15 protein-coding genes and 7 tRNA genes are annotated in these 20,778 nt (G+C 64.6%); 15 read left to right on the top strand and 7 right to left on the bottom strand.

Annotation, left to right across the window (positions count from 1 at the left end; all coding sequences use genetic code 11):
* The first annotated feature begins 249 nt into the window (after positions 1 to 249).
* The 11 genes from E5Z01_RS00610 (at position 250) to rsr (ending at position 6,149) form a co-directional block, all read left to right on the top strand.
* Positions 250 to 582, top strand: a complete 333-nt coding sequence (locus tag E5Z01_RS00610) for an Asp23/Gls24 family envelope stress response protein (protein ID WP_135227600.1) — start codon at positions 250 to 252, stop codon at positions 580 to 582.
* A complete protein-coding gene (locus tag E5Z01_RS00605) occupies positions 557 to 2,197 on the top strand; it encodes a DAK2 domain-containing protein (RefSeq protein ID WP_135227599.1) in 1,641 nt (546 codons plus the stop codon). The genes E5Z01_RS00610 and E5Z01_RS00605 overlap by 26 nt, the downstream gene beginning before the upstream one ends.
* 263 nt (positions 2,198 to 2,460) lie before the next feature.
* Positions 2,461 to 2,535: transfer RNA gene (locus tag E5Z01_RS00600), tRNA-Asp, on the top strand.
* Between the two features lie 221 nt (positions 2,536 to 2,756).
* A tRNA-Leu gene (locus E5Z01_RS00595) sits at positions 2,757 to 2,833 on the top strand.
* Between the two features lie 161 nt (positions 2,834 to 2,994).
* Positions 2,995 to 3,080: transfer RNA gene (locus E5Z01_RS00590), tRNA-Tyr, on the top strand.
* 341 nt (positions 3,081 to 3,421) lie between these two features.
* A tRNA-OTHER gene (locus tag E5Z01_RS19345) sits at positions 3,422 to 3,550 on the top strand.
* 42 nt (positions 3,551 to 3,592) lie between these two features.
* Positions 3,593 to 4,072, top strand: a complete 480-nt coding sequence (locus E5Z01_RS00585) for an NADAR domain-containing protein (RefSeq protein WP_167757698.1) — start codon at positions 3,593 to 3,595, stop codon at positions 4,070 to 4,072.
* A gap of 8 nt (positions 4,073 to 4,080) precedes the next feature.
* A tRNA-His gene (locus tag E5Z01_RS00580) sits at positions 4,081 to 4,155 on the top strand.
* Between the two features lie 2 nt (positions 4,156 to 4,157).
* Positions 4,158 to 4,235: transfer RNA gene (locus tag E5Z01_RS00575), tRNA-Arg, on the top strand.
* Positions 4,236 to 4,388: 153 nt separating this feature from the next.
* Positions 4,389 to 4,464: transfer RNA gene (locus tag E5Z01_RS00570), tRNA-Phe, on the top strand.
* 59 nt (positions 4,465 to 4,523) lie between these two features.
* A complete protein-coding gene (rsr, locus tag E5Z01_RS00565) occupies positions 4,524 to 6,149 on the top strand; it encodes an RNA-binding protein Rsr (RefSeq protein ID WP_135227598.1) in 1,626 nt (541 codons plus the stop codon).
* Positions 6,150 to 6,207: 58 nt separating this feature from the next.
* Here rsr and E5Z01_RS00560 read toward each other — a convergent pair whose 3' ends face one another.
* The 4 genes from E5Z01_RS00560 to E5Z01_RS00545 form a co-directional block, all read right to left on the bottom strand.
* The gene (locus E5Z01_RS00560) at positions 6,208 to 7,389 is read right to left on the bottom strand and encodes an acyl-CoA dehydrogenase family protein (protein ID WP_135227597.1); all 1,182 of its coding nucleotides are present in this window, start codon (positions 7,387 to 7,389) and stop codon (positions 6,208 to 6,210) included.
* Between the two features lie 93 nt (positions 7,390 to 7,482).
* The gene (locus tag E5Z01_RS00555) at positions 7,483 to 9,411 is read right to left on the bottom strand and encodes an acetate--CoA ligase (protein ID WP_135227596.1); all 1,929 of its coding nucleotides are present in this window, start codon (positions 9,409 to 9,411) and stop codon (positions 7,483 to 7,485) included.
* 72 nt (positions 9,412 to 9,483) lie between these two features.
* Positions 9,484 to 11,154 carry an acyl-CoA carboxylase subunit beta gene (locus E5Z01_RS00550; protein ID WP_135227595.1) on the bottom strand — a complete coding sequence of 557 codons (1,671 nt, stop codon included), beginning with the start codon at positions 11,152 to 11,154 and terminating at the stop codon, positions 9,484 to 9,486.
* A 58-nt stretch (positions 11,155 to 11,212) separates the two neighbouring features.
* On the bottom strand, positions 11,213 to 12,382 hold the full coding sequence (locus tag E5Z01_RS00545) for a DNA cytosine methyltransferase (protein ID WP_205750458.1): 1,170 nt from the start codon (positions 12,380 to 12,382) through the stop codon (positions 11,213 to 11,215).
* 51 nt (positions 12,383 to 12,433) lie between these two features.
* On the opposite strand from E5Z01_RS00545, the gene E5Z01_RS00540 reads away from it, so the two are divergent.
* Positions 12,434 to 12,628 (top strand): hypothetical protein, encoded by a 195-nt coding sequence (locus tag E5Z01_RS00540; protein ID WP_167757697.1) that lies wholly within the window; start codon positions 12,434 to 12,436, stop codon positions 12,626 to 12,628.
* 387 nt (positions 12,629 to 13,015) lie between these two features.
* On the opposite strand, the gene guaA is transcribed toward E5Z01_RS00540, so the two are convergent.
* Together guaA and E5Z01_RS00530 are read right to left on the bottom strand one after the other, a co-directional pair.
* Positions 13,016 to 14,548 carry a glutamine-hydrolyzing GMP synthase gene (guaA, locus tag E5Z01_RS00535; protein ID WP_135227594.1) on the bottom strand — a complete coding sequence of 511 codons (1,533 nt, stop codon included), beginning with the start codon at positions 14,546 to 14,548 and terminating at the stop codon, positions 13,016 to 13,018.
* 83 nt (positions 14,549 to 14,631) lie between these two features.
* Positions 14,632 to 16,545: a hypothetical protein gene (locus E5Z01_RS00530; protein ID WP_135227593.1), complete on the bottom strand. Its 1,914-nt coding sequence runs from the start codon at positions 16,543 to 16,545 to the stop codon at positions 14,632 to 14,634.
* Positions 16,546 to 16,682: 137 nt separating this feature from the next.
* Here E5Z01_RS00530 and E5Z01_RS00525 point away from each other — a divergent pair, with 137 nt between their 5' ends.
* The 3 genes from E5Z01_RS00525 (at position 16,683) to E5Z01_RS00515 (ending at position 19,211) form a co-directional block, all read left to right on the top strand.
* Positions 16,683 to 17,378: a TetR/AcrR family transcriptional regulator gene (locus E5Z01_RS00525; RefSeq protein WP_135227592.1), complete on the top strand. Its 696-nt coding sequence runs from the start codon at positions 16,683 to 16,685 to the stop codon at positions 17,376 to 17,378.
* On the top strand, positions 17,375 to 18,631 hold the full coding sequence (locus E5Z01_RS00520; protein WP_135227591.1) for an MFS transporter: 1,257 nt from the start codon (positions 17,375 to 17,377) through the stop codon (positions 18,629 to 18,631). Before E5Z01_RS00525 ends, E5Z01_RS00520 begins: the two co-directional genes overlap by 4 nt.
* Before the next feature lie 85 nt (positions 18,632 to 18,716).
* Positions 18,717 to 19,211 carry a pyridoxamine 5'-phosphate oxidase family protein gene (locus E5Z01_RS00515; protein ID WP_119766670.1) on the top strand — a complete coding sequence of 165 codons (495 nt, stop codon included), beginning with the start codon at positions 18,717 to 18,719 and terminating at the stop codon, positions 19,209 to 19,211.
* A 121-nt stretch (positions 19,212 to 19,332) separates the two neighbouring features.
* Here E5Z01_RS00515 and murA read toward each other — a convergent pair whose 3' ends face one another.
* Positions 19,333 to 20,613: a UDP-N-acetylglucosamine 1-carboxyvinyltransferase gene (gene murA, locus E5Z01_RS00510; protein ID WP_135227590.1), complete on the bottom strand. Its 1,281-nt coding sequence runs from the start codon at positions 20,611 to 20,613 to the stop codon at positions 19,333 to 19,335.
* Positions 20,614 to 20,778: the final 165 nt, after the last annotated feature.

Genomic DNA, 20,778 nt, shown 5'->3' with positions numbered 1-20,778 from the left:
AACGGGCCTGTCGCCGGACTACTCTGAAGGTAACCGTGAGGCAATGTAGTCGATGCCGACCTGTTCGGTGTTGCAGGTCAACTCTGCCGGCAAAGCAGCGTGCGACCGCCGCCTCGGGTCGTCGGCGCGACCCCACCCTGGCGCCCTTTGCCGTTCCGCACAGAAGCTGAGGCGCAGTGGATATCAGGAACAGAACATCCTTGAACCGAATTCAGCCTTCTCCCACTGCCCTGTATACTCACTTTTACTGTGAGTGGTTCTATTCAGATTACAGAGGCGGCCCTGGCCTCCTTGATCGGCCTGACGGCCCACGAGATTCCCGGCGTGGTGGGCATGGCCCCCGCGAACCTGAAGGAAGGCCTTTCGCGCGTGCTGGGCCGCGCCAACGCGTCCGACGGCGTGCTGATCGGCAAGGAAGGCGGGAAGTTCACGGCGGACGTGTTCATCGTGGCGGCTTACGGCGTCAGCATTCCCACGGTGGCCCGCAACATTGCCGAGCGCGTGGAGCACGTCTGCAAGACGCAGGCGGCCATCGACCTGAGTGCGGTGCGGGTGCATGCCGTGGGGGTGCAGCGTGTCTGACGTGCAGAAAAGTGATCCGAAGAAGACCATTTCGGCGGCGGAGCTGGCGCAGGCGCTGCGGTATGCGACGGACTGGCTGGGCGTGTACCGCGAGCAGGTGAACGCCCTGAACGTCTACCCGGTGCCGGACGGTGACACCGGCACGAATATGCACCTGACCATGCAGTCGGTACGGCGCGAGCTGGACACCGCCGACCAGAACAGCATGGCGGCAGTGGCGAAGGCCATCAGTTACGGGGCGCTGCTGGGCGCACGCGGGAACAGTGGCGTGATCCTGTCACAGCTTCTGAAAGGCTTCTCCGAGGCCATCCGCGACAGCAAGGAACTGGACGCCAAAACACTCGGGAAGGCGTTCCAGGCCGCGCAGAAAAGCGGTTATGGAGCCGTGATGAAACCTGTTGAAGGCACCATCCTGACCGTAGCACGCGGCATCGCCGAGGGCGCGCAGAAAGGTGACACGCCCGATCAGGTGCTGGAAAACGCTGCCATCAAGGGGCAGGAGTTGCTGGACAGGACGCCCGACATGCTCCCCGCGCTGAAGCAGGCGGGCGTGATCGACAGCGGCGGTCAGGGTTACCTGTACCTCGTTCAGGGCATGCTGGGCAGCCTGCGCGGCGACAAGCTCCCGCCCGCCCCGGAAGTCACGGAGTACGCGCAGCAGCAGTTCGAGAACGAGGAATTCGGTTTCTGCACCGAGTTCCTGATGTCGGACGCCACCAAGCCCGTCGAGGAAATCCGCGAACTGGTCAGCCCCTTTGGGGACAGCCTGCTGGTCGTGGGCGCGGAGGGGTACGTGAAGGGCCACATCCACACCAACGAACCTGACCAACTGCTGGCCACGGTGGGCCGTTACGGCAAGATGATCAAGACCAAGGTCGAGGACATGGCCGAGCAGCACACCGAGATTCTGGGCATGGCCGGGGCCGCCGCCCGCGCCGAGGAGGAAATTCCCCCGTCCGGCCTGGTCGCGGTGGCCAACGGGTACGGTCTGGTGAAACTGTTCCGCAGCCTGGGCGCACGCATCGTTTCCGGGGGGCAGACTGCCAACCCCAGCGTGCAGGACATCGTGGACGCCGTGAAAAGCGTCAGCGCCGAGAAGGTCATCATTCTGCCCAACAACAAGAACGTGCAGATGGCCGCCGAGAAAGCCATGGAACTGATGGAAGGCCGCGCCGTAGTCATTCCCACGAAAACGATGGGCCAGGGCATCGGCGCAGCCCTCAACTTCCAGCCGGACACGCCCGCCGACGAACTGGTGGAGGGCATGACGGGCGGCGCGATGAACGTCACCACCTTCGAGATCACGCGGGCCAGCCGCACCACCAACATCACCACCAAACTCGGGGACACGCTGGACATTGCCGAGGGCGACGTGATCGGCCTGATGGACGACGAACTCGTCCACGCGGGCGGAACCCCCGAGGACGCCGTGCTGAGCATGCTGAACCGCCACTTCAGCGGCCAGGAGATCGTGACCGTATTCGGCGGCCCGCAGAAAACCGAGGAAGACCTGGAGCAACTTGCCGAGCAGATCAAAAAGGACTTCGCCATGCTGGAAGTCGAGCCGCACGCGGGCGGGCCGGATCTGTATGATTACCTGGTGACACTGGAGTAATAGCGGGATCACGGTACAACCAGCCAGCTGGGGCAGAAATGCCTCAGCTTTTCTGTCACGGCAGCGCAGGTTTCTGCGCCCTTTGGCCTAGTGCGCTGCTCCGCCATACGGCGAATGTGCCCCCACCGCCTGGCCCGTAAGCTATGGCAGGTGAAAGCGCGGGCCGCAAGGCCAGGGCAATCACCACCGGGCCGAAGAATCTGGCTTCTCACCTTTCCAGTGAAACAGAACCTGCCAGGTTCACCCCTTGCCCGGTGCCTCACGGTTCCATGGTCTAGCGGTCAAGACGCTTGACTGTCTCTCAAGTGGCGCGGGTTCAAGTCCCGCTGGAACCGCCATCAGCAAAGCTCAGGGCCGAAGTGGTCACGGTTACTTCGCCAACCTCAATGGGCGGAAGCAGCGCAAGTTGCTCCGGGTTCGATTCCCGGCATGAAGTGGCCCGCCCGTGACCCGAACCCTTGCCCAGAGCTTTTCATGCAGGTTTCTTCTAGTCAGCAAGATGCTCAGCAACCGCTGAGAGACCCCGGCGCAATTCCGGTGAACCTGCTCCACCTTTAACGCTCCGGTATCCCAACCGGTAGAGGAACACGGTTCAGAACCGTGCCAGTGTGAGTTCAAATCTCACTCGGAGCACCAGGCCCCCTGGGGCAAACATGGTGGGCGTTTTCGACCCCTTGCCAACCCTTGCCCGCCTGCCGGGTGGGCCGAAGCGTAAGGGTTATCCGGCGAAATTTGGTTCGATTCCAGACGCTCACCCCAACAGGTCGTGCCTGACGACCCAAACCACAGGCAAATATGGATGGGCGGCGAAGCTGGAGAGTCGCACCCGGCTGTAAACCGGACGCCTAGAGCTGAGTCAGTTCGAATCTGACCTCATCCACCAGTCCTGAACGCGGGTAGTTTAACGGCAAAATATCTGAGGCGAAAGCCTTTTCCCTGAGTGCCCCCTTGCCCAAATGGGCCGATTATTCAGGGTGACCTGTCACGCAGAAGATGCGGGTTGGGTTCCCGCCCCGCGATCAGGACACAGACTTTCAATTGGGGACAGTGGCGGAACTGGTCAACGCATTTGTCTGGCTTTCGGGCCTTTCCTTTCTCTATACCTTGCCCACTGCGTTCATCACCTCGCTGGGCCGACCGAGGAAGGTTATCTGGAACAAACGTCGCAAGACTCTGCGGGTTCGAATCCCGCCTGTCCCCACCCCAACGCTCATTCACACGTCTGGAACGGTAGCTCAGTTGGTAGAGCACTAAAAAGACCTTCCGCTGCACCTTGCCCTGCTGGGGCCGAATGCGAAAGGTGACCGATTGCTCATCGAGAGGTCGCGGGTTCGAGTCCCGCCCGTTCCACCATCTTTTTCTCATCCCAAACCAGGATTCAAGGAGGCGCGAGTCATGACGCAGACAACTGACCATCTGTTTTTCTACCGCGCCTGCCACCCGTTCTCCAATTTTCACCCTTCCCCATTTGTCGTGGGCGGCCAACTGTTTCAGACCGCCGAACAGTACATCATGTGGCGCAAAGCGGGCGAGTTTAACGACCTGGAGAGCACCGAGGCCATTTTGCAGGCCAAAACGCCCGCCGAGTGCAAGGAACTCGGCCGCCGCGTGAAGGGCTTCGACAAAACTCACTGGGCGCAGGTTCGGGAGCAATTGGCCTTCGAGGCCATGTGGCACAAGTTCCGGGGAAACCAGAAGCTCCGGGATTTCCTGCTGAACACTGGAGATTTGATTCTGGTCGAAGCGTCGCCCAGTGACCGCATCTGGGGCATCGGCTTCAGCGAGCAGGATGCCAGGGAACACCCAGATCAATGGGGACTGAACAGCCTCGGCAAAGCGCTGATGCAGACACGCGAGCAACTGAGAAGCAACTAAAAAGTATGGAGAGCGTGGTGTAAAGGTCTGCACGCTGCCCTGTGGAGGCAAAGGTTCGGGTTCGGTTCCCGACGCTCTCCCCAATGATTCAGTAGCTCAGTCTGGATAGAGCACCTGCCTACGAAACAGGGGGTCGCAGGTTCGAGTCCTGCCTGAATCACCACGGAAAACGGGAGTATTCAGAAGTTCTTTGGCTTCTTTGCCACCTTGCCCCAGCGTGCGCCGACAAAAGAAGCTTATTTGGTTGAATATCTGCCCAACGCAGAAGGGAGTGGGTTCAAATCCCACCTGAATACCACCTGTTTTCCACTTTTACGCTCCGGTAGCTCAGACGGCAGAGCGGCTGGCTGAAGCCCAGCAGGTCACAGGTTCAAGTCCTGTCCGAAGCCCCAGACGCACCGAGTGATTCACACCAGGCGTCATTCATCGCCCACGCAAAGGAGGGCCGAACATGAAGAACCTACTGAACGCCATCAACCCGCGCCACCTGATCAACGGGGGCCGCAAGCAGACCGAACGCCTCGACGTGCGCCAGGTCGTGAACAACGCGGGCGGCTACGTCTACCAGATCAGCGACGAGGCCCGCCTGACGCGCTTTCTGGTGCTCGGCACCGACGGCGGTACCTTCTACGCCACTCAACAGAAGCACACCGTGCAGGCCACCGAATTCCTGCGTGAACTGGTGCAGCGTGACGCCGCCCTGGCCCTGCGCGTGACGCTGGACGTGGTGCGCGGCAACCGTGCGCCGAAGGCCGACCCCGCCTTGCTGGTGCTGGCCCTGGTCGCCAAGACCGCGCCGGACGCCGCCGACCGCAAGGCCGCCTGGGACGCGCTGCCCGAAGCCGCCCGTACCGGGACGATGCTGCTGCACTTCCTGGCTTTTGCCGACGCGCTGGGGGGCTGGGGCCGCCTGACCCGCCGGGGTGTGGCGAAGGTGTACGAAACGGCGGACGTGGACAAGCTGGCGCTGTGGGCCGTGAAGTACAAGGCCCGCGACGGCTGGGCGCAGGCCGACGCGCTGCGCAAGGCCCACCCCAAGACCGATGACGCGGCCCGCAACGCCGTGCTGAAGTTCATGGTCGACGGTGTGCTGCCCGAAACGCTGAGTACGGATGCCCAGGCTCCAGCCCTGCGCGTGATTGACGGCCACCTGAAAGCCATGCAGGCCAAGAATGATGCCGAAGCCGCCGCGCTGATGCGCGAGTACCGCCTGCCGCTGGAAGCCGTACCCACGCACGTTCGCGGGGCAGAGGTGTACCGCGCGGCGCTCGACACCAACGGCCTGACCTGGCTGCTGCGGAACCTCGGCAACCTGGGCCGGGTGGGCGTGCTGACGCTGAACGACCCGGAAGTCCGCCGGATGGTGATTGACCGCATTACCGACCCCGCCGCGCTGAAGCGTGGCCGCATCCACCCGCTGGACGCCCTGAAGGCCCGGCTGGTGTACGCGCAGGGTCGCGGCGTGAAGGGCAAAGGCGAGTGGACGCCCGTGCCGCAGGTCGTGGACGCACTGGAAGAAGCCTTCTACCTGGCTTTCGGAAACGTACAGCCTGCGAACACCCGGCACCTGCTGGCGCTGGACGTGTCGGGCAGCATGACCTGGGGCGAGGTGGCGGGCGTGCCCGGACTGACGCCCAACATGGCCGCCGCCGCCATGAGCCTGGTGGCGCTGCGCACCGAACCCGAAGCCTTCACCGTGGGCTTTGCCGACCGCTTCCGCGCCCTGGGCGTCACGCCCCGCGACACACTGGAAAGCGCCATGCGCAAGGCGCAGGCCAGCAGCTTCGGCGCGACCGACTGCGCCCAGCCGATGCTGTGGGCGGCTCAGGAAAAGCTGAACGTGGACACCTTCGTGGTCTACACCGACAACGAAACCTGGGCCGGGAATGTCCACCCGAAAGTCGCGCTGGATCAGTACGCGCAGAAAATGGGCACGGCGCCGAAGCTGATCGTGGTCGGCCTGACCGCCACCGAATTCAGCATTGCCGACCCTGGGCGCACCGACATGCTGGACGTGGTGGGGTTCGACACCGCCGCGCCAGGGGTGATGGCCGAATTCGCCAAGGGCACACTCTGACAAAGAAGAGGGCAGCTGGTTAAAAATTCCAGCTGCCCTTTCTGATGTGGGGCTGTCCTCAATCCTGCGCGAAGCGTTTCAGCACGTCGCGGGAAATGACCATGCGCTGCACTTCGTCGGTGCCTTCGCCGATGCGCGTGAGGCGGTTGTCGCGCCACATGCGCTCCACGGGGTATTCCTTGATGTACCCGTAGCCACCGAGCATCTGAATGGCCTCGTCGCAGGCCTCGACGCCGACCACCGTGGCGTACAGTTTCGCGCGGGCGACAGGCACGGTGAAGTTCTCGCCGGCGTCTTTCAGGGCGGCGGCCTTCTGGATAAGCAGGCGGGCCGCTTCAAGTTTCGTGTCGATGTCGGCCAGGCGGAAGGAGATGTTCTGGTTGTACGCGATGGGTTTACCGAACTGCTTGCGCTCCAGGGTATACCTGGCGGCGTACTCGTAGGCGCCGCGCCCCAGGCCCAGGCCCATGGCGGCAATGCCGACCCGGCCGCCGTCCAGCACCTTCATGACGTCCTTGAAGGCGTTGCCGCGTTCACCCAGCAGGGCGTCAGCGGGCAGGTGAATGTCCTCGAAGATGAGCTGGGCGGTGTCGCTGCTGCGCAGACCCAGTTTGTCTTCTTTACGGCCAATGCTGAAGCCTTTCACATCGTCTTTGTTGAACACGAAGGCGCTGATGCCGTCATTCTTGTTCTTGCCCTCGCGGGCCGGATCGGTGCGCGCCAGGACGACGTACGTTCCGGCAACACTGCCCTGAGTAATGAAGTTCTTACTGCCGTTCAGAATCCAGCTGCCGTCGGGCTGCTCCTTGGCGTTGCTGTGCATGCCGCCGCTGTCGCTGCCGCTGCCGGGTTCGGTCAGGCCCCAGGCGCCCAGTTTCTTGGCGCTGGCAAGGTCAGGCAGGTACTTTCGCTTCTGCTCTTCGGTGCCGCCAATCAGGATGTGGCCCTGGCACAGGCTGTTGTGGGACGCCACAGTGAGGCACAGCGAGCCGTCCACAGCGGCCACCTCCTCGATGATCATGGCGAAGGTTTTGGTGTCCAGGCCGCTTCCGCCGTACTCCTCGGGAGTCTGGGCGCCCATGATGCCCATTTCGCCCAGTTCCCGCACGATGTCGAACGGAAATTCGCTGGTCTGGTCGCGCTCTGCCGCGCCGGGTTCGACTCTGTCTTTCAGGAACGCCTTGAGGCTGGAGATGATGGTGCGCTGGTCATCGGTGGGGTGGAAGTGATGGTGTGCCATTTTTCTTATCCTCGCTTTGAAGGGAGTTTAGAGTATTTGCCAGAAGAACGGAGGGCCTTTTTTGGGCGGCCTGACGCAATTCGCACAACGGCTCTAGTGGTTTTGAAGGTGCTGCCTGACGATATCGAGCGCGTCGGGGTTTTCCAGGCTGCTGGTGTCTCCTTTGACCTGTCCGGTTTCCAGCAGGTCACGCAGGAGCCGCCGCATGATTTTGCCACTGCGGGTGCGCGGCAAAGTCGGCACGACGTACACGGCGGCGGGCGCGGCGTACTTGCCCACCCCCTCCACGATGGCCTGCGCCAGTTCGCGCCGCAACTCCGGCGTGTCCGGCTGTCCGGCGCGCGGGACGACGAACGCCACGGGAACGGCCCCGCGCAGTTCGTCGGTCATGGCGACCACAGCGGCCTCACTCACGGCGGGGTGGGTAATCAGGGCAGCCTCCAGCTCCATGGTGCCGATGCGGTGGCCGGAGACGTTCATCACGTCGTCCACGCGGCCCGTCACCCACAGTTGCCCGTCGGCGTCGAGCACGGCCGCGTCGGCAGCAGAGTAGCGGCCCGGAAATTCGGACAGGTAGGTGTCCAGGTAACGCTGGTGGTCGCCCCAGATGGTGCGGGCCAGGCACGGGAACGGTTCGGTGAGGGTCAGGTACCCCAGTTCACCGGACTGCGCGGGCTGTCCGCTGTCGTTCACGACTTCGGCGCGGTAGCCGGGCAGCGGTTCGCCGCACGAGCCGGGTTTGGTGGGGGTCAGGCCCACCATGGCCGAAGCCCAGGCCGTTCCCGTTTCGGTCTGCCCGTAGGTGTTGTTCACGAACGAGTCGAAGGTTTCGGTGGCCCAGTGCCACGTCTCCGGGTCGAGCGGCTCGCCCACCAGCGCCACCAGGTCGACGTGGCCCAGGTTCACGCCGGCCAGGGCTTCCGGCCCGGCCCTGCGCATCATGCGCAGGGCGGTGGGGGCGGTGAACACCTTGTTCACGTGGTACTTCCCGATGATCTGGTAAGGGCGGCTGGGCGTGGGCGCGTCGATGCTGCCCTCGTAGATGACCAGGGTCGCGCCGTTCGCCAGGCCCCCCACCAGCGCAAAAATCGGGAAGGTCAGCCAGCCCACGTCCGCCGTGCACCAGTACACGTCCTGGGGTTGCAGGTTCAGCGACCACTTCACGTTCGCGTAAGTCCCCACCAAAAAACCCAGCCCGGAATGCACCAGCCCCTTGGGTTTAGAGGTCGTGCCGGACGTGTAAATAATGAAGCCGGGGTCGTTCGCTTCCAGCATCACGGGGTCGGCCAGCCGGGTGGTCTGCTCCATCAGGTCGGCCATGTGCACTTCGTCGGCGTGATAGGTCACGTGCAGGCCGGGGTAATGGTCGCCCAGTTGCTTGGCCACGATGACTTTCTCGATGCTGCCGATCCCCTGGCGCGCTTCGTCCAGCGTTTCCTTGAGGGGCACGATCTTCCCGCGCCGCAGCGAGCCGTCCGCGACCACGACCACTTTCGGCTGGGCGTCCAGCAGGCGATCCCGAACGGCCGAGGCCGAGAATCCCGCGAAAATAACCGAGTAGATCGCGCCGATGCGGTAACACGCCTGGATGGCGATGAAGGCGGCAGGCGTGTTGGGCAGCAGCACGGCCACCCGGTCACCCTTCTGAACGCCCAGATCCTGCAAGGCGGCGGCAAAACGGGCCGTTTCGGTGGTGAGCTGCTCGTACGTCCACGTTTCGGTCAGGCCGTCCTCGCGCTCGTAGTACAGCGCCACTTTCAACGGGTCTTTGCGGGCGTGGCGATCCAGGCAGTTCACGCTGACGTTGCCCAGCGCCCCGGGGAAGTACTTGAAATCGCCCAGGCCGCCTTCCAGCACGCTGTCCCACTGGCGGCCCCACTCCAGTTCCTTCGCCATGGCTTCCCAGTACTCGGTGCTCGGCATGGCCCGCATGGCCCCGGCCTGCTCGGTGGTCAGGTGGTGGTTCTGCGCCAATACCGGGGTCGGTGGAATAAGAGGCTGTTTAATCAGTTCCAGATCCATAAGCGCCTCGCAGGGGTGAGAGGATGAATACAGCTTTAAAGCGTTGTCAGAGCGCCGCTGTCCCGGCGTCTTTCAAACCTGGAACACGCCGACTTTCAGTTCTTCCTGCCTCGGGTTCTGGGCACAGGCGTCCAGAGCGCGAATAATCCGGTCGCGGGTGTCGTTCGGCTCGATGATGTCGTCCACCCACAGGCGTGAGGCGGCGTAGCGCGGGTCAAGTTCGGTGTCGTACTTGGCCTTCACTTCGTCGTAGAGTTTCTGGAGTTCCTCGTCGTCGGGCGGGTGTCCGGCGCGTTTCAGGGCAGCCACCTGAATGTCCAGCAGGGTCTTGGCAGCGGCGTTGCCGCTCATCACGGCGTACTTGGCGCTGGGCCAGGCATAGATGAAACGCGGCGCGTAGGCCTTGCCGTTCATGGCATAGTTCCCGGCCCCGAAACTGCCGCCGGTGATGATGGTGATCTTGGGCACCACGCAGTTGCTCACGGCGTTCACCAGTTTTGCGCCGCGCCGGATGATGCCTTCCTGTTCACTGTCGCGGCCCACCATGAAGCCGGTCACGTCACTCAGGAACACCAGCGGCACGCCCGCCTGGTTGGCATCGAGGATAAAGCGGGCGGCCTTGTCGGCGCTGTCGCCGTAAATGACGCCGCCGACCTCGATGCGGGTGCGCAGGCCGGGTTCACCGCCGCTCTTGAGTTTCTTTTTGATGACGGTGCGCTGGTTGGCCACGAAGGCCACCGGGTAGCCCCCGATGCGTGAAAAGCCGCACACCAGCGTTTCGCCGTACTCGGGCTTGAACTCGTGGAACTCTCCCCCATCGGTGATGGATTTGATGAGGTCGCGCACGTCGTAGGTCTTGCTGCCGTCAAAACTGACCAGTGACGTCAGGTCACGCTGCGGCGCCGGCACGGTGTCCTTGCGGCGCCTGGCGAACGGGGCCAGTTCCCCCTGCGCGTACAGGTCGGCCAGGGCACGAACGCGCGCAAGAGCGTGCTGGTCGTCCGGTTCCTTGTAGTCCACGGTTCCGGCAATGGCGCTGTGCATACTGGCGCCACCCAGCTCCTCGGATTCGACGACTTGCCCGATGGCGGCCTTCACAAGTGCCGGCCCGGCGAGGTACAGCCCGGAGCCTTCGGTCATGATCAGGGTGTCGCACATGACCGGCAGGTACGCGCCGCCCGCCACGCAATTGCCCATGATCGCGGCAATCTGCGGAATACCGAGGGCGCTCATGCGGGCGTTCAGGTAGAACACCCGACCGAAGTCGTCCTGGTCGGGGAAAATCTCATCCTGCATGGGCAGGTACACCCCTGCGCTGTCCACGAGGTAGATCACCGGCAGGTGGTTTTCCAGTGCAATCGTCTGCGCCCGGATCACTTTCTTGGCCGTGATCGGGAAAAACGCCCCGGCTTTCACGGTGGCGTCATTGGCGATGATCATCCAGGGGCGGCCCTGAACCATGCCGATGCCGGTGACGGTGCCGCCGGACGGGCAACCGCCGACCTCCTCATACATGCCGTACCCGGCGAAGGTCATCAACTCGTCGAAGGGCGCGCCGTCGTCGCACAGCTGCCCCACGCGTTCACGGGCGGTCAGGCGGTTTTTCTCGTGCTGGCGCTGCTGGGCTTTGGCACCGCCACCCGCGCGAACTTTCTGCTGGTCGGCGGCGAGGCGCGCCAGTTCTGTGGCCCAGGTGGACACGGAGGCAGGGTGCGCCGGGGCGCTGGGGGAATGGTCTGGCATGTTTCTCTATCTTAACAAACGTCCGTTAGGTCATGACTTTCACTTGCGACGTGACAGCTCAAGGCTGCGCCACCGGTATTTCCCTGCTGGCTGCCTCACCGACCAACTGCAAGGCCCGGCCCACCGCCAGGCCCAGCGGCACAGGCACGGCATTGCCGATCTGGCGGTACTGCTGTGTGACGTTCCCGGCGAACACCCAGTCGTCCGGGAAGCCCTGCAGGCGCGCGGCCTCACGCACACTGATGGGCCGGTGCAGCGTGGGGTGGCACAGGTCCGTGGCTTTCTGCGCCGGGCTGGTGGTCACGGTGGGCGCGGGTCGGTTCCAGGCCAGGCGGCGGTAAAACCCGACCTTGCCACCACCGGACTGGTAGGCACCGCCCATCGCCGCCGGAATCAGTTCGGGCGGCAGGCTGCGCCAGTTGCCTCCCTCCGGCACCAGGCGCAGGTATTGCAGGCGAGTTTCGCTGTAAGGCTGAAACTGCGGCTGCGGGTCGTGCAAATCCGTGAAGGCGTCCCGCACGGTGCGCCAGCGCGGCCGCCCTTCACCATCCGGTGAGTGGGTCGGGGCGGGCAAGTGCAGCGGTTCGTGATCGCGGCTGCCCAGGATGATCACCCGTTCCCGCGTCTGGGGCGTGCCGTAATCGGCGGCGTTCAAGAGCCCGTAGGTAAAGCTGTAGCCGATGCGTCCGAACTCCGAGAGGATTACCGCGAAGGCCGAGCCGCGCTCCTCCTCGGGCGTGTTGGGCCGCCCACCCCGCTCGGCAATGGGGCGATGACGCAGGGTCGCGGACAGCAGGCCCCGCACGTTTTCCATAATGAAAAAACGCGGCTGCACGCCCTCCACCATTCGCAGGAAATCGCGGAACAGGCTGCCCCTGGGGTCGTTGAGGGCATCCCGCCGCCCCGCCGTGCTGAAGGGCTGACAGGGCGGCCCACCGCTGACCAGCGTGACCTCGCCGCGTCTCAGCCCAGTGGCGGCCAGCAGGTCGGCGGCGGAAAGCTGCGTGATGTCCGTACCGATGAACAGGTCATGCCCACGTCGCCGCGCATTCACAGCAATCGTCTCCCGCGCCGCCCGGTCAAGCTCGACGGCCGCCACCGTGTGAAACCCAGCCCCTTCCAGCCCCAGGTCCAGGCCCATGGCGCCGGAGAAAAGGGAAATGTGCGACTCATCCGGCATCACGGCATTGTGCCACAGCCCGCCGCATGAAGCGGGCTCCAGCGGCATGAACCCGTCTTCTTAACCCCGCCGCGCAGCATTGGGGCAGGAGGCCCACCCATGTCAGAACTGACCAGCCAGGAACGCGATAACCTGAAAGACTGTGATTTCGCCTACATCGACAAGCGCGGCGAGCGGCACCTGCCCATTCACGACGCCCAGCATGTGCGCGGCGCCGTGGCCCGCTTCAACCAGACCCAGTTCGGCAGCAGGAAAAGCTGGACGCCGCCCGCCGCATCAAGTCGGCGGCGCTGAAACAGGGCGTGGCACTCGACAAAGACGATGAGGTCATGAAGCTGACTGAAGAGGGATAGGGAAAGCCCCTACGCACAACCAGCACACAGCAGGGACTTTTGGTTCAAGCCTCAAAATTTGGTGTCCTGCACCTTTCCAGAGTCGGCAACTACCGGGCCAGCATTTGACCAGAGTCGCGTCCCAGCCCTTCGGCGTCGGGCCAGGCTGGCAGATGTTCGACAACTCAAGCAGCTGGTGCATGCACAGCTGAGTTATTGCACTCAGGTGTAGCAAGAGCTGTGTCTCTGTCCGCTGGAGCGCAGGGAATCAAGGTTTAGACTTCTTCCGCCGACACCAAACTCCATACCGTGCAGGAATTTCTGTCCTCCTCACAGAGTCCGGCTTAGTTCATTCCCATTCAATGGTGGCGGGCGGTTTGCCGGTGATGTCGTACACCACGCGGTTGATCTCGTGCACCTGGTTGACGATGCGGTTACTCATGGTGGCCAGGAAATCGTAGGGCAGGCGTGCCCACTCGGCAGTCATGAAGTCGTCGGTGGTCACGGCACGCAGCGCAGCGGTGTAACTGTAGGTGCGTTCGTCGCCCATAACGCCCACACTGCGGATAGGCGTCAGTACGGCCAGCGCCTGAGAGCAGCCATCGTACAGCCCGAATTCACGCAGGCCGGAAATGAAGATGTCGTCCACGCGGCGCAGGATGTCCAGCTTCTCCTCGCTCACCTCGCCCAGACAACGGATGGCCAGGCCGGGGCCGGGGAAGGGGTGACGCATGCGGATGTGCTCGGGCAGGCCCAGCAGGCGGGCGATTTCGCGCACCTCGTCCTTGAAGAGGGTGCGGAAGGGCTCGACCAGCTTGAACTTCAGGTCTTCGGGCAAACCGCCGACATTGTGGTGGCTCTTGATGTTGGCCGCGCCAGATTTGTCGGAGTGGGGGCCGCCGGCCGACTCGATCACGTCCGGGTACAGCGTGCCCTGCGCCAGGAAATCGAAGGAACCGAGTTGCGCGGTTTCACGCTCGAAGGCGCGGATGAATTCGCGACCGATGATCTTGCGCTTCTGCTCGGGGTCGTCCACGCCTTTCAGTTCGCCCAGGAACTGTTCGCGGGCATCGACCGTGATCAGGTTCACACCCAGCGGCCGCAGCGCGGCTTCGACCTGTTCGCGTTCCCCCAGGCGCAACAGGCCATGATCGATGAACACGGCGGTCAGGCGGTCGCCCACGGCTTTCGCCAGCAGCAGCGCGAGGGTTGAGCTGTCCACACCCCCCGAGATAGCCAGCAGGACTTTGCCGTTTCCGACCTGCTTCTGCACATCTGCCACCAGTTCGTCGACGATGTGTTCGGCGTTCCAGTCGCGCTCGACACCGCAGATATCGAGGAAGTTGGCGAGCAGTTGCCCCCCCTTGGGTGTGTGAACGACCTCCGGGTGAAACTGCACGCCGTAGCGCTTCGTCTGGCTGTTCTGAATCCCGGTCACAGGCGTGTCCTCGGTTTTCGCGCAGACTTCGTACCCCCCAGGCAGTTGCGTCACCGAGTCGCTGTGGCTCATCCAGGCGACGAACTCGCCCTGAATGCCCTGAAAAAGGTCGCCGGAATACTCGGTCAGGTCGGCCTTGCCGTACTCGCGTTTGCCGGCACGTTGCACGTCCCCACCGGCCTGCTGCGCCAGGTACTGCATGCCGTAGCACACGCCCAGAACAGGAATGTCCAGCTCAAGGACGCCGGGCGCAGGTTTCGGGGCATGCTCGTCGTACACGCTGCTGGGACCGCCCGACAGGACGATGCCCTGGGGGTTTTCCTGCTGGATGCGTTCCAGGCTGGCACTGCCGGGCAGAATGACGCTGTAGGCGCCCAGTTCCCGGAATCGCCGGGTAATTAGGCGCGTGAATTGACTACCGAAATCAAGGATGACGACGCTCACGGCCTGATTGTGTCACGGGAGTGGGGGACTGGGCGAGTTGCCCGCCCGCGACTGTCCAGCCTGGGACATGAAAGCCCCAGGTGCTATGGCCCCAGGCGGATGGTGACCGGCTGGCTGGTGGGCACCGTCACGTCCACGTTGGCCGGTGAGAAACCCTCGCTGGTCACGCCGAGTTTGTACTGGCCCGGCCCGGGCAGGTTCAGGGTGCCCGGCACTTTCCCGATCACCTCACCGGGCGCCCAGCGTCCACGACTGGTGGTGTTCAGGATGCTGATGCTGGCCCGGCCGCCGCCACTGACCCGGAAATTCACCGTACAGCACTGTCCGGCTGCTGCCGGAGCGGCGCGGGCGGCGGCCGGGCGCCGGCTCAGGCCCCAGACCAGCAGGCCCAGCAGCAGCACCAGACCGAGCAGGGCGGGAAGTAGCCAGGCAGGTCGGGCAGTCACGTCACGTCCGCCCTCGCCCGTCACCCGCTGCCAGGAAGCGGTTTTCTCGTCCCAGCGCATCTTCACACCCTTCAGTTGGCGGGGGGGCAGCGCCAGTTCCTCCTGGGCCGGGGCGGATTCTGCATGACTAGGGGCGGCATGACTGGGGCCTGGGGGGCTGGAGGCGGGGGAAACCATGCCGCGCGTCTGCGCCAGCTGGGCCGCCAGGGCAGCTTCCTGCACACGCGCCTCGTGTTCACGGCGGCGGCGTTCCTGCGGGGTCTCAGCGACCTGCGGGGCCTGGTCTTCTGCTGGCAGCGCCTCAGTGCGGGCCAGTTCCTCCAGATTTGGCGCTTCCAGACCTGACCCCGGCTCGCCCCCTGCGGCCAGTTGCGCGGCCACCTCATCGCGCCGCATCTCCTGCAGGTGGCGCAGACGCTGGCCGTCGGTTTTCAGGCGTTGCAGGGCCTGGCTGGCTGCGGCCTTGACCTGGCGGCCCTGGCGCACCACACCATGCTCCTCAGGAGGCGGGGGCGTGAGGTCCGGGGTGGAGTTGACTTCCGGGGTAGGACTCTGGTGCAGGGGGCGTTCGACCTGCGTCCACTCCAGACTGGCCGTGCTGGCGGGGGTTGCCTCGTCGGCGGGCACCACTGTAGGGACGCCGGCCACAGTATTGCCAGCAACAGCATCGCCCGCAGCAGGGACATGGGCACTGGTGTCGATATAGTCCGGCAGGTGCCACTGATCCATGTCCAGGGTAAAGGGCAGGGGCGGGGCAGGCACGCCGGGATCGGTGCTGCTGCGGCGAGGTTCGTGGACGCTGGTCAGCACCGCTTCGGTCACAAAGGAAGGCGTCTGCGGCAGGGGCGCACTGGGGTTCAGCAGGCTCAACGGATTGAGGTTGGGCAGGATGCCGGCAGGCGTGGCCGGCGCGAGGTCGCGAGACTGGAATTTCACGCCGCGCGGCTCGCTCCCGGGCGCCGCCGGGCCGGGCGAGTGGCTTGGGGCCTCCTCGGCCAAGAGCGCCAGAACCTGGCGGGCGTCCAGGCCGTCCGGTGACGTTTGCAGCGAGGCCAGCACAGGGGGCAGCGCTCCCAGGTCGCTCAGGCCCAGGTCGCTGAGGGTGGTGGCCAGGTCGTGCAGGTCGCGGGCCACCGTGAATTCGCCCCCCAGCGCGTGGCGGCCCCCGCCAGCCAGGCGCACCGGCCCGTCGACACTCCAGAGTTGCGCTGCGTCGATGCCGCCGTGCGCCAGCCCTTGCTTGTGCAACACCGCCAGCGCCAGCAGCGCCCCACGTGCCGCCTGCAGGGGTTCGCGGGCTGGCACAGCGTTGGGGGGCAGTTCGGTGACCAGGTAAGCCTCGCCAGCCTGCACCACGATGTCCGTGAAGGGCAGCAGTGCCGGGTGCGCGGGCAATGTCGGCAGGCCGCTCAGGGCCGGCAGGTGGTGCAGCAGCACGGGGATACCGGTCAGTCTGTCCGTGGCACGGTACGTCTTGCCGCGCGCGCCCAGGGAAGCGGCGGTGCGGGTGGAAATCTCACGGACTACCACGTAAGGGCCAATGGACAGCATGCAGGCCAAAGTATACCGATTTCACCCATGCCATGAGGTAAACATGAGGCCAGGCGCGGCGCGGGAGAACGCCTTCAGCGGCAGGCCAGAGGCGGTGATAGGTGCCGACGTGGCCCGGCGGCCGGTATGCTCCAGACATGGCGCGAACCGTCAACCCCATTCAGGACAGGCTGCGGCGGGCGGCGCTGGAAAAAGCCGCTTACCTGGCCCTGTACGAGCGCGGCTTCGCGGGTGTGACGCTGGGGGACATCGCCGCGCACGCGGGCGTGAGCCGGGGCACGCTGGTGTATCACTTCGGCAGCCGGGCCGGCCTGCTGAGCGCCGTGATGCGCCGCTTCACGCGCACCGTCGCGGTGGCGACGCGCCGCGCCCTGCGGCAGGCCGGCACGCCCGAGGAGAAGTTACGGGCGTTCGTGGAAAACCAGTTTTACAGCCTGGAGAGTACCCGGCGCTTTTACACGGTCACGCTCGATTTCCTGGGGGCCGCCACCCGTGATCCGGAACTGCTGGCCCTGCAACGCGAATTCCTGAACGAGACCCGCCGACTCGATCTGGAGTTGACGCAGCTTTTCGTGCCCTCCGGCGCGCCAGGCGTGGCCGAGCAGCAGGCGCGGCAATTGCGGGCGCTGGTCGAGGGCCTGAGCATGCAGTTCCTGGCCGAGCAGCAGCCCTCGCTGGCCGACTACCGCGAGGTGTGTCTGCGCGGCCTGCGGGCCATCCTGTCCAGCCACCAGGCCCCGGGGCTCACCAGTTCCGGTGGGCCGGGACGACCGGCCGAAGAACTGAAGCCGGAAGCGGGCAGGCGAACGTCTACTACACTGAAAGGCACATGAGCCTGTCCGCCGACCGCCCCGTTGCCGCGCCCATCAGTCCCGCTGTCCTCTCGGCCTTCTGGTTCGGCACAGCCTTTCACTGGCTGGTGCTGCTGCTGATCCTGATGCCGGGGGATGTCGTGAAGTTTGTTGGCGAGGGGCAGAAGGGCACCTACCTGGGTCTGCTGACCGCCATCGGGGCGGTGATGGCGCTGGTGTTGCCGCCGCTGGTGGGGGCGCACAGTGACCGCACCGGAAAGCGCATTCCTTACATTCGCCTGGGCCTGGGCGTGAACCTGGCGGGGTTGCTGGTCATGGCACTGGCCGCCGCGTCCCTGAGCGGCGTGGCCGGCTTCTGGGTGTACGTGCTGGGCTTTTTGCTGGTGCAGTTCGGCAACAATTACGCCACTGCGCCCTACTCGGCCCTGATTCCGCAACTGGTGCCGCCCGAACAGCGCGGGCGTTACAGCGGCGTCATGGCGATGCTCCAGGCGGGTGGGCAACTGCTGGGTGCGGTGGCGGCGCTGGTGATCGGCCTGCTGCACCTGCCGGGCATAGCGACCTACCTGCTGGTGGGGCTGGTGCTGCTGCTGCCGGCGCTGGTGACCATGCGCGGCGTGCCGGCGCAGGCCGACCGCCTGGTTCCCTCCCAGAGCGCGCCGCAGCTGTCGGTGGCGCAGTTGTTTGCGCACCAGCCTTTCCTGTGGGTCTTCCTGACCCGCGTGCTGTTCGCGCTGGGGCAGTACAGCGTGCAGCCTTTCTTGCAGTACTACAACAAGGACGTCATGCGGCAGGGCGACCCCGCCAACGCCACCAGCATCATGCTGGCGTGCATCATAGTGGGCAGCATCGCCTCGGCGCTGATCGGCGGACGCATCAGTGACCGCACGGGCCGTAAACCGGTGATTTACGTGGCGGGCGGCCTGATGGCGGCGGTGGCGCTGCTGCTGCTGTTCGCGCCTAACTTCACGGCAGCGCTGCTGCTGGCACTGCTGTTCGGGCTGGGCTTCGGGGCGTTTACCAGCGTGGACTGGGCGCTGGGCAGCGACGCCATGCCCAGCGAAAGCAGCTACGCCCGCGACATGGGCATCTGGCACGTGGCGTTCGTGGCCCCGCAGTTCGTGGGGGCGCCGCAGGGCCGGCTTCTGGACTGGGGCAACGCGCAGAGCCCCAACATGGGGTATACGCTGGTTTTCGGGATTGCCGCCGTCTTCTTCGTGCTGGGCGTCATTCTGGTGCGCAACGTTCCGGAGAAGGTTCACCGCCCGTCTTGAGGGCAGGTTCACGCAAGCTGACGGAAGGCTTCAGACGGTGAGCCTGCATCCCAACGCCGCCGGGAGCAGCCGGCATGGTGCAGTCATGAGCGAAACCACCCGGGAAGAAGCGATCAAGATCATGGCCGGCATCGTCAAGGACGTGAAGTTTGCCATGCTGACCACCACGACCGCCGAAGGGCACCTGCACGCGCGGCCCATGACGACCCAGGAAAAGGAGTACGACGGCGACCTGTGGTTCATCGGCGCCAAGGATACCGAGGCCGTCGCGGATATGCGGGCCCGCCCCCAGGTCAACGTCAGTTTCTCCAACCCCGACAAGGGCACCTACCTGAGCGTGAACGGTACGGCGGAACTGCTGGAAGACAGGGCCAAACTGGACGAGTTGTGGAGCGACTTCTACAAGGCGTACTTCCCGCAAGGCAAGGAAGATCCGAACATTCAACTTATTAAAATCAACGCCAGCGGCGCGGAGTTCTGGGAAAGCGACGGTAAGGTGCGCTCGCTCTTTCAGATGGCCAAAGGCCTGATCAAGGGTGAACAGCCCGACATGGGCAAGAACGATACCGTCAAGCTGTAAACCCTAAAGTGTCAGCCATGCGCTGTATGCAAAAGGCCTCACGGCGTATGGCCTGTAATTGTCAGGTTGGTAGAAAAAGGCGCTCTCCTTTCAAGGCCGGAGCGCCGAACCGTTCTTCAGTTCAGTCCATGGCCGCCAGGGCCGGTTCGGGTTGCATCACATTCGCCCCCAGACCGCGCAGCCGCTCCGCGAGGCGTTCGTAGCCCCGGTTGAGGTACTGCACGCCGTCGATGACCGTTTCGCCGCCGGTGGTCAGGCCCGCGATGAACAGGGCTGCGCCGGCCCGCAGATCGGCGGCCTTGACGGGCGCAGAATGAAGCCTGGTACCCTGGATCACCTGCGTGTACCCACTCACGGTGATGTTGGCCCCCATGCGGTGCAGTTCGGCCACGTGGGTCAGGCGATCCGGGTATACCGGATCCTGCACCACGCTGGTGCCGGGCACGGTGGCCAGCAGGGCGCTCATCTGGGGTTGCAGATCGGTGGGAAACCCGGGGTAACTCTGGGTGGTCACGTTCACGGCCTTCAGGTCACGGTCACGGGCGTCCGCCGTGATACTGCTGCCGTCTTCCTCGATAGTGACGCCCATTTCACGGAGTTTAGCGCTGACGGCGGTCAGGTGATCGGGGCGCACGTTCCTCAGGGTCAGGCGGCTTCCCGTGGCGGCGGCCAGCATCATGAAAGTGCCTGCCTCGATGCGGTCCGGAATGACGGTGTACTCGCCGCCGTGCAGGGCCGGCACCCCATGAATGACCAGGGTATTCGTGCCGGCTCCCTCGATTCGCGCGCCGAGAGTATTCAGAAACTCGATCAGGTCGACGACATCGGTGTCGATGCTGGCATTTTCCAGCGTGACCGTGCCTTCGCCCAGGACACTGGCCAGAATGGCGTTGTGGGTGCCCCCCACCGTCAGCAGTTCAAAAATGAATTTGCCGTGCAGACTGCCCTGACGCCTGGCGTGGAAGTTGCCGTTCTCCTCGCTGACCTCGGCCCCCAGGGCGCGGAAGGCCTTGACGTGCTGATCGACCGGGCGCGGCCCCCAGGCGCAGCCGCCGGGCATGCTGACGGTGGCCTCACCGGCGCGGGCCAGCAGGGCGCCCAGCACGATGAAACTGGCCCGCATCTTGTTGACCAGGGCGTAAGGCGCCTCGGTGTTCACAATGCGCGGCGTGACCAGGGTCAGGCTGTTAGGGCCAGTCCAGGTGTGCTGGGTGCCGACGTGGTGCATGACTTCCAGGATGGTGTACACGTCCGACAGGCGCGGAATGCCGTGCAGGGTGATGGGCTCCGGACTGAGCATGCTGGCCACGATGATCGGTAATGCAGCGTTCTTGCTGTGCTGAATGGCGATCTCGCCGCTGAGTTCGCGGCCTCCCTGGACGTGCAGTGGGGTCAGTTGCATGGGTTCAGTCCTTCCTTGTCATGCGCCGGGGCGCGGGTGGGTGTATGCGGGGTAAAATCGTGCCGCTGGCAGCTCTGACACAGAGAAACACGATCTTCAGCCTGGTCGCATGTTACACATCTTACACATCCCTTGTCCACCTGGGGTCTGAAGGTTCTTCACCCA

The organism is Deinococcus fonticola, assembly GCF_004634215.1.
Lineage (GTDB): Bacteria > Deinococcota > Deinococci > Deinococcales > Deinococcaceae > Deinococcus > Deinococcus fonticola.
The sequence above is the reverse complement of the archived record's forward strand: the minus strand, read 5'-3'. Positions and strand labels throughout refer to the sequence as shown.

Coding starts and splice junctions, on each gene's coding strand:
- E5Z01_RS00515 (WP_119766670.1), top strand. CDS start 18,717: ATGAGCGAAACCACCCGGGAAGAAGCGATCAAGATCATGGCCGGCATC.
- E5Z01_RS00555 (WP_135227596.1), bottom strand. CDS start 9,411: ATGGATCTGGAACTGATTAAACAGCCTCTTATTCCACCGACCCCGGTA.
- E5Z01_RS00520 (WP_135227591.1), top strand. CDS start 17,375: ATGAGCCTGTCCGCCGACCGCCCCGTTGCCGCGCCCATCAGTCCCGCT.
- rsr (WP_135227598.1), top strand. CDS start 4,524: ATGAAGAACCTACTGAACGCCATCAACCCGCGCCACCTGATCAACGGG.
- E5Z01_RS00550 (WP_135227595.1), bottom strand. CDS start 11,154: ATGCCAGACCATTCCCCCAGCGCCCCGGCGCACCCTGCCTCCGTGTCC.
- E5Z01_RS00530 (WP_135227593.1), bottom strand. CDS start 16,545: ATGCTGTCCATTGGCCCTTACGTGGTAGTCCGTGAGATTTCCACCCGC.
- E5Z01_RS00540 (WP_167757697.1), top strand. CDS start 12,434: ATGTCAGAACTGACCAGCCAGGAACGCGATAACCTGAAAGACTGTGAT.
- E5Z01_RS00525 (WP_135227592.1), top strand. CDS start 16,683: ATGGCGCGAACCGTCAACCCCATTCAGGACAGGCTGCGGCGGGCGGCG.
- E5Z01_RS00605 (WP_135227599.1), top strand. CDS start 557: ATGCCGTGGGGGTGCAGCGTGTCTGACGTGCAGAAAAGTGATCCGAAG.
- E5Z01_RS00560 (WP_135227597.1), bottom strand. CDS start 7,389: ATGGCACACCATCACTTCCACCCCACCGATGACCAGCGCACCATCATC.
- murA (WP_135227590.1), bottom strand. CDS start 20,613: ATGCAACTGACCCCACTGCACGTCCAGGGAGGCCGCGAACTCAGCGGC.
- E5Z01_RS00545 (WP_205750458.1), bottom strand. CDS start 12,382: ATGCCGCTGGAGCCCGCTTCATGCGGCGGGCTGTGGCACAATGCCGTG.
- E5Z01_RS00585 (WP_167757698.1), top strand. CDS start 3,593: ATGACGCAGACAACTGACCATCTGTTTTTCTACCGCGCCTGCCACCCG.